The organism is Halobacterium bonnevillei (assembly GCF_009831555.1).
GTDB lineage: Archaea > Halobacteriota > Halobacteria > Halobacteriales > Halobacteriaceae > Halobacterium > Halobacterium bonnevillei.
In genome coordinates this window covers 1-7,457 of record NZ_WUUU01000147.1, presented here as the reverse complement: position 1 = coordinate 7,457, position 7,457 = coordinate 1, and the positions used below count along the sequence as shown (strand labels likewise).

6 protein-coding genes are annotated in these 7,457 nt (G+C 68.4%); 4 read left to right on the top strand and 2 right to left on the bottom strand.

Annotated elements, in window-relative coordinates:
- Together GRX66_RS14485 and GRX66_RS14480 are read right to left on the bottom strand one after the other, a co-directional pair.
- The coding region (locus GRX66_RS14485) for a DEAD/DEAH box helicase (protein WP_159527194.1) at window positions 1–1,948 on the bottom strand (1,948 nt) is incomplete at its 3' end.
- 127 nt (window positions 1,949–2,075) lie between these two features.
- Entirely contained in the window at window positions 2,076–3,509 is a 1,434-nt protein-coding gene (locus GRX66_RS14480; RefSeq protein ID WP_159527193.1) for an MATE family efflux transporter, read from the bottom strand.
- Window positions 3,510–3,650: 141 nt separating this feature from the next.
- On the opposite strand from GRX66_RS14480, the gene lipA reads away from it, so the two are divergent.
- From lipA to GRX66_RS14460, 4 genes are all read left to right on the top strand, one after another.
- Window positions 3,651–4,586: a lipoyl synthase gene (gene lipA, locus GRX66_RS14475; protein ID WP_159527192.1), complete on the top strand. Its 936-nt coding sequence runs from the start codon at window positions 3,651–3,653 to the stop codon at window positions 4,584–4,586.
- 421 nt (window positions 4,587–5,007) lie between these two features.
- Entirely contained in the window at window positions 5,008–6,090 is a 1,083-nt protein-coding gene (pdhA, locus tag GRX66_RS14470) for a pyruvate dehydrogenase (acetyl-transferring) E1 component subunit alpha (protein WP_159527195.1), read from the top strand.
- A 1-nt stretch (window position 6,091) separates the two neighbouring features.
- Window positions 6,092–7,069 carry an alpha-ketoacid dehydrogenase subunit beta gene (locus GRX66_RS14465; protein WP_159527191.1) on the top strand — a complete coding sequence of 326 codons (978 nt, stop codon included), beginning with the start codon at window positions 6,092–6,094 and terminating at the stop codon, window positions 7,067–7,069.
- A 1-nt stretch (window position 7,070) separates the two neighbouring features.
- On the top strand, window positions 7,071–7,457 hold a 387-nt coding region (locus GRX66_RS14460; RefSeq protein WP_325064132.1), incomplete at its 3' end, for a biotin/lipoyl-containing protein.

Sequence of the window (7,457 nt, the reverse complement as noted above, 5' to 3'; positions counted from 1 at the left end):
TCTCGATTCCTTCGTCGGCGAGTTTGTGCGCGCGGCCGGCCGCGACGCCGTCGAGCGCGGTGAGACCGACCGCGTCTGCGGGGACCCCGGTGTCGATGCGGGCTTCGAGGCGCGCCGCGGTGTTCGCGCCGGCAGGGTCGTCGTAGCGCTCGAAGAACGCGCCGAGGGCGGCCAGCAGGCGGAGCGCGTTCTGGCGGATGACCCACGCGTCCGACCGGAGTTCCCCCGGCACGGAGCCGTCCATGCCGCCGCGCAGAATCGCGAGCACCTTCCGCGGGCCGCTCTCCAGGTCGCTGCCCTCGCTACCTAACACCTGATCGATGGCGTCCCGTTCGGCCTGCCGGGCGCTCACGGAGTCGAACTCGCCGGCGTTCGCGACGGCCCGCAGGACGCTGTCGGCGTCGCCGTCCTCGGCCGCGACGTCGCGGAACTCGCGGGCGGTGTCCAGGCGCAGGTAGTACGTCGACGCGAGCACGCCGAGGCGGGTCGCCGACAGCCTGAGGTCCTCGTCGGTCTCCACGAACCCGTCCTCGACGAGCGAGTCCAGGGTGTCGCGCACGCGGTCCCGGAGGTTCCGGAAGTCGTAGGCTTCGGGCTCGGACCGCGCGCGCTGGTAGTAGAACGTCGTCTCCAGCCAGTCCATCACGTCCCCGAGGCCGCGGATGGTCCCCATCGCGATTTCCGCGTTCAGGTGCTCCGCGAGATTCCCCGCCAGCCGCGACTCGATCTCCTTGCCCTCGCGGAGCAGCGTTCGGTACTTGTCGGCGTCCGCGTCGTCGCAGACAATCCAGCCGTAGCCGACGTCGTCGTAGCCAGGCCGGCCCGCGCGCCCGAGCATCTGCAGGACGTCGAGGGGACTCATGTCGACTTCGCCCTCCAGGGGGTCGTGGAGTTTCGTGTCCCGGATGACGACACAGCGAGCGGGCAGGTTGACGCCCCACGCCAGCGTCGACGTCGAGAACAGCACGCGAATCTTCCCCTCGCGGAACCACTGCTCGACGAGGTTCTTGTCGTGGGTCGACAGCCCGGCGTGGTGGAACGCCACGCCGTCCAGCACGCTCTTGCGGAGCGTGGAGTTGTCCAGTTCCTCGGCCGCGGTGTGGAACTCGTAGTCGCCGCGCGACCCGACAGGGATGTCGCGTTCGCCGATCTCGTCGCGAGTCTTCTTGGCGGCCTGGACGGTGTCCTGCCGGGAGGACACGAACACGAGCGCCTGACCGTCCTCCCGCAGGTGGGGTTCCGCGAGGTCCAGCGCGGTGAACAGCCGCCGGTACTTGTCCGCGAACGGGTTGTCGCCGTGTTTGTACGTGCGCACGTCCGCGTGCAGGTCCACGGGCCGGTACTCGTCGCCGAACTCGAAAGTGGTCTCGGGGGCGGCGTCGAGCCACGCCGCGACGTCGTCGATGTTCGGCATCGTCGCCGACAACGCGACCACGCGCGGGTCGCAGAGCCGGCGCAGCCGCGACACGACGACCTCCAGCACGCTCCCGCGCTTCTCGGAGTCCAGCAGGTGGACTTCGTCGATGACCACGCAGTCGACGTCCGTGACGAACGAGTATCGCGGCGAGTCGTGTTTCCGGGTCGCGGAGTCGGCCTTCTCGGGCGTCATCACGAGGACGTCCGCTCGCTCGGCGCGCCGCGGGTTCAGGTCGCGTTCGCCCGTGACGACGTACACGGAGTACCCGAGGTCCTCGAAGCGCTCCCACTCGTCTTCCTTCTCGTTGGTGAGCGCGCGCAGCGGCGCAACGAACAGCGCGGTGCCGCCGGCTTCCAGCGTCTGGCAGATGGCGAGCTCCGCGAGCGCGGTCTTGCCACTGCCGGTCGGCGCCGAGGCGACGACGTTCGCGTCGGAGTGCAGCAGCGCTGGCACTGCCTCGCGCTGCATCTCGTTGAATTCGTCGAAGGGGAACGCGTCGGCGAACTCGGGGACAACCTCGGCAACCTCCATCAGGAGATGGGGAGGAAACCCGGGCGGATAGGCGTTTCCTTAGTGGCGTGGGTCGGAGCGAACGACCACCGGGAGTGAGCGAGACCCACGGCCAACGCGAGCGGCGACCAGAGGGAGTCGTGAGTGCTCAGTCCGCGGCTTCGGCCTCGGCGGCGTCGCCGTCGGCCCCCGCGGCGGCCGCCGCGCGCTCGAGCAGCCCGCGGTCCGTCGAGTAGTAGAAGTACGCGGCGACGCCGACGGCGCCCACGACGTTCGACAGCGTGATCGCCCAGAACGCGGCGTACACCGGGACGGCGAGCGTGAGGACGTACGCGCCGACCGCCGCGACGGGGAGGCGGACCACCCAGTACTGGAGCATCGTCGTGACCATCGACACGTCCGTTTTGCCGGCGCCGTTGAATCCGCCCTGGACGGGGTAGATGACGCCGAACGCCCAGTACCCGACGGCCAGAATCTGGAGGTACGCGACGGTGTACGTCAGGCCGTCGCCGGCGAGCTGGGGCGCGAACACGGTCGCGATGAGTTCGGGGATGGCGAACTGGACGGCGCCGATGGCGGTCACGCCGGCCGTGGCGACGCCCGTCGCAAGCCACACCGCCCTGGTCGCTCGCGCGGGGTTGTCCGCGCCGAGGTTCTGGCCGACGACGCTCGCGACTGCGCTCCCGACGGCGATGGCGGGCACGAACGCGAGCGTGGAGATGCGCATCCCGATGGTGTAGGCCGCGAGGCCGGCGCTCCCGCCGACGCCGGAGACGATGGCGACCATCAGGAGGCGGGCGGTCTGTCGGCCGCCCTCCTGGCCGGCTTTCGGGATGCCGATTGCGAGCACTTCCCGCAGCGTGTCCAGGCGCAGCGTCAACGCCTCGCGCGTGTACGAGAATCCAGTGAACGCCGTGACGGACAGCGTCACCGCCATCGCGAACCCGACGACGTACCCGGAGGCTGTGCCGAGCGCCGCCCCGAAGATGCCGTAGCCGTCGAAGCCTGCGATGCCCCACCCGACGACCAGGAACGGGTCGAGGACGATGTTCACGACGACGGCGCTGACGTTGATGACGAGCGCCGCCCGGGAGTCCCCCCAGCCGATGAACGCACCCTCGATGGCGTCGCTCATCGCACCGAACACCATGCCGGCGAGGACGACGACGAGGTAGATGGCGCCGAGTTCGACGACGGTCTCGCCGGGGTCGAACAGCGCGAGAACGTCCGCAGCGAAGACGGACGCGATCCCGAGAGCCGCGAGGTTGAGCGTGAGGCCGACGAGGACGGCGTGGAAGGCGGCGCTGCGGGCAGCGCCGTCGTTCTCCGCGCCGGCGTACTGGGCGACCAGCACTTGACTGCCCGTGAGTGCGACGTTCGCGCCGAGCGCGAGCAACGCGAGAACGGGCGCGACGAGACCGACCGCGGCGACGGCTTCTTCGCTGACGCGGCCGAGCCAGAACGCGTCCACGACCTGCTGGAGGACGATGACGTACTGCTGGACGACGAGCGGGGCCGCGACGTAGAGGAGCGCGCGAGAGAGGCGGCCGCTCGTTATCTCCTCCCGGGACACGTCAAACATTTTTCCACATCGAGTTGGGTTGAATGTCCGCCCCACCCCTCTTTAACCTATGGGATACGTTGTCGAGGGTCGCTGGTGGTCGTAGCGCCGTGCGCGACCGGTAACCCCATGGTTTTTGCGCTGGCCCGCCAAGGGCAGGATATGAGTAGTCGGCGGAAGCCGGACTGGCTGAAGATGCGGCCGCCGTCCGGGGAACGCTTCACGGACATCAAGGAGACGCTCCGGGACCACGACCTCCACACCGTCTGCGAGGAGGCGTCCTGCCCGAACATGGGGGAGTGCTGGAGCGGCCGCAACGGCCCGGGCACCGCGACGTTCATGCTGATGGGCGACCGGTGCTCGCGGGGCTGTAACTTCTGCGACGTGAAGACCGGCGGGATGGAGCCGCTGGACCCCGACGAGCCCGCGAACGTCGCCGACTCCGTCGCGAAAATCGGCCTGGACTACGTCGTGTTGACGTCCGTCGACCGCGACGACCTCGAGGACCAGGGTGCGAGTCACTTCGCCCAGACCATCCGCGAGATCAAGGACCGCGACCCCGGCATCCTCGTGGAGGTGCTGATACCGGACTTCCAGGGCGAGGAACGCCTCGTCCGGAAGATCATCGACGCCGGTCCGGACGTCATCGCGCACAACGTCGAGACGGTGGAGCGCCGCCAGTTCCCGGTGCGTGACCGCCGCGCGGGCTACGAGCAGTCGCTGTCCGTCCTCGACCAGGTGGACCGGGAGTCCGACATCTACACGAAGACCAGCATCATGCTCGGCGTCGGCGAGTACGACCACGAGGTCTACCAGACGCTGGGCGACCTCCGGGAGGTCGGCGTGGACGTCGTGACGCTCGGTCAGTACCTCCAGCCGTCGCGGTCGCACCTGGACGTTGACGCGTACGTCCACCCCCACAAGTTCGAGACGTGGCGCCGCGTCGCCGAGGACGAGTTCGACTTCCTGTACTGCGCGTCCGGGCCGATGGTGCGGTCGTCGTACAAGGCCGGGGAGTTGTTCGTCGACGCGGTGATTCGGGAGGGGAAAGACGTCGAAGAGGCGCGGGAGGACGCTCGAAGAGCGGCCTCTGACTGAGCGAGCGGTGTCAACCGCGAGCCGGGAAGATGCCCGCAGGGCAGCCTCCGACTGAGCGAACGCGAAACAGTCAGCGGCCCGACCAGTAACTGCGTCCGGGAGTGGCCCGGGAACCTAAGCCGGTACGCTAGGCCGAGCGCGGCCGTGATCGAACGAGCGATCCCGGCAATTCTTGTGGACGAGCGTCCACTGGTGACCGGGAACCACACGATGGTGTGTCGTTATGCCCAGCTTTCTTGTGGGGAATCGGACGTTTGCGTGATTACTTCGGCCCGTAGTGAACAGGAGTTTCGGAAACTGGCGAGGCGTTGTCCCTCCAGAAAAACCGTTACGAAAACCATATGGTCGCACAGTCTGATTCTCCGCATATGTCAGGACGGGGGTACCCGTGACTGCGACAATTCACCGAGAACCCGACGACATGGTTCGGGTGCTCGACGAAGACGGCGAGCTCGTCGACGGTGCCGAGGTACCGGACCTCAGCGACGACGACCTCGTCGAGATGTACCGGCACATGAAACTCGCTCGGCGTTTCGACGAGCGAGCGGTGAGCCTCCAGCGACAGGGCCGCATCGGCACGTACCCGCCGCTGTCAGGCCAGGAAGGCGCCCAGATCGGCTCGGCGATGGCGCTTGCCGAGGGCGACTGGATGATTCCCAGTTACCGCGAGCACGGCGCCGCGCTCGTGCAGGGCCTGCCCCTGGAGCAGACGCTGCGGTACTGGATGGGTGACGAGAACGGCAACGCCGTGCCCGAGGACGTCAACCTGTTCACGGTCGCGGTGCCCATCGCGTCCCAGATTCCCCACGCAACCGGGATGGCGTGGGCGTCGAAACTCGCGGACGAACAGGACAAGGCGTTCCTGTGTTACTTCGGGGACGGCGCGACCAGCGAGGGCGACTTCCACGAGGGTCTGAACTTCGCCGGCGTCTTCGACACGCCGAACGTCTTCTTCTGCAACAACAACCAGTGGGCGATCAGCGTGCCCCGCGAACGCCAGACGGCGTCGGAGACGCTCGCACAGAAGGCGACGGCGTACGGCTTCGAGGGCGTCCAGGTCGACGGCATGGACCCGCTGGCCGTCTACAAGGTGACGAAGGAGGCGCTGGAGAAAGCCAAGGACCCCGACGACGACGAACTCCGGCCGACGCTCATCGAGGCGGTCCAGTACCGGTTCGGCGCGCACACGACGGCCGACGACCCCTCGGTCTACCGCGAGGAGGAGGAGGTCGAGGAGTGGAAGCAGAAGGACCCGGTTCCGCGACTCGAGAGCTTCCTGCTGCAGACCGACCGAATCGACGAGGACGACGTCGAAGAAATCGAAGCGGACATCGAGGACGATGTCGCCGACGCCATCGCGGCCGCCGAGGAGACGCCGCGGCCGGACCCGGTAGAGATGTTCCAGCACGTCTACGCGGACATGCCCGACAGGCTGGACGAACAGCTCGAGTGGTTCGAGTCCATTCGGGAGGAACACGGCGACGAAGCGCTACTGGAGGACTAACATGAGCGAGAACTTGACGCTAGTGCAGGCGGTACGGGACGGCCTCCAAGCGGAGATGGCCGAAGACGACGACGTGCTCGTGATGGGCGAGGACGTCGGGAAGAACGGCGGCGTGTTCCGCGCCACGGAAGGGCTCTTCGACGAGTTCGGCGAGGACCGCGTCATCGACACGCCGCTGGCGGAGTCCGGCATCATCGGCACCGCGGTCGGGATGGCCGCCTACGGCCTGAAGCCGGTGCCCGAGATCCAGTTCTCGGGGTTCATGTACCCGGGCTTCGACCAGATCGTGAGCCACATGGCCCGGCTGCGGACGCGGAGCCGCGGCCGGTTCACGCTGCCGATGGTGCTGCGCGCGCCGATGGGCGGCGGCATCCGGGCGCCGGAACACCACTCCGAGTCCAAGGAGACGTTCTACGTCCACGAAGCCGGCCTGAAGGTCGCGATGCCGAGCACGCCCTACGACGCGAAGGGCATGCTGATCGCGGCCATCCGCGACCCGGACCCGGTCATCTTCCTGGAGCCGAAGAAGATCTACCGCGCGTTCCGCGAGGAGGTGCCGGACGACCCCTACGAGGTGCCGCTGGGCGAAGCGTCGGTCCGCCGCGAAGGGTCGGACATCTCCGTGTTCACGTGGGGCGCGATGACGCGGCCGACGCTCGACGCCGCGGACAACCTCGAGGGCGACGTCGACGTGGAAGTCGTCGACCTCCGGACGCTCAGCCCGCTCGACGAGGACGCGGTCGTGGAGTCGTTCAAGAAGACCGGTCGCGCCGCCATCGTCCACGAGGCGCCGAAGACCGCGGGCGTCGGCGCGGAGATCACGGCGACGATCCAGGAGAACGCGTTGCTCCATCAGGAGGCACCGGTCGAGCGCATCACGGGCTTCGACGTGCCGTTCCCGCTGGCCGCGCTCGAGGACTACTACCTGCCGGAACCGGAGCGCATCGAGTCCGGCATCCGCGAGGCGGTGGAGTTCTAAGATGGCGCGCGAATTCAAACTCCCCGACGTCGGTGAGGGCGTCGCAGAGGGCGAACTGGTGCGGTGGCTCGTCGACGAGGGCGACGCCGTCACGGAGGACCAGCCGGTCGCCGAAGTCGAGACTGACAAGGCCCAGGTGGAGGTCCCCGCGCCGGTGGACGGTACGGTTCGGACGCTCCACTGGGACGAGGGCGACGTGGTGCCCGTCGGCGACGTCTTCGTCACGTTCGACGTCGAGGGCGAACCCGTCGAAGAGGAGACGGCAGCCGAAGCCGAGGCAGCGGCCGACGCGGAGACCGCGAGTGACGCCGAAGCCGCGGCCGGCGGCGAGGCGACGGAGTCGGCGTCGGCGCGGACGTTCGCACCGCCGAGCGTGCGCCGCTCGGCG

Excerpts from the sequence above, each read along its gene's own strand:
- GRX66_RS14480 (WP_159527193.1), bottom strand. The coding sequence starts at position 3,509 with ATGTTTGACGTGTCCCGGGAGGAGATAACGAGCGGCCGCCTCTCTCGC.
- lipA (WP_159527192.1), top strand. The coding sequence starts at position 3,651 with ATGAGTAGTCGGCGGAAGCCGGACTGGCTGAAGATGCGGCCGCCGTCC.
- pdhA (WP_159527195.1), top strand. The coding sequence starts at position 5,008 with ATGGTTCGGGTGCTCGACGAAGACGGCGAGCTCGTCGACGGTGCCGAG.
- GRX66_RS14465 (WP_159527191.1), top strand. The coding sequence starts at position 6,092 with ATGAGCGAGAACTTGACGCTAGTGCAGGCGGTACGGGACGGCCTCCAA.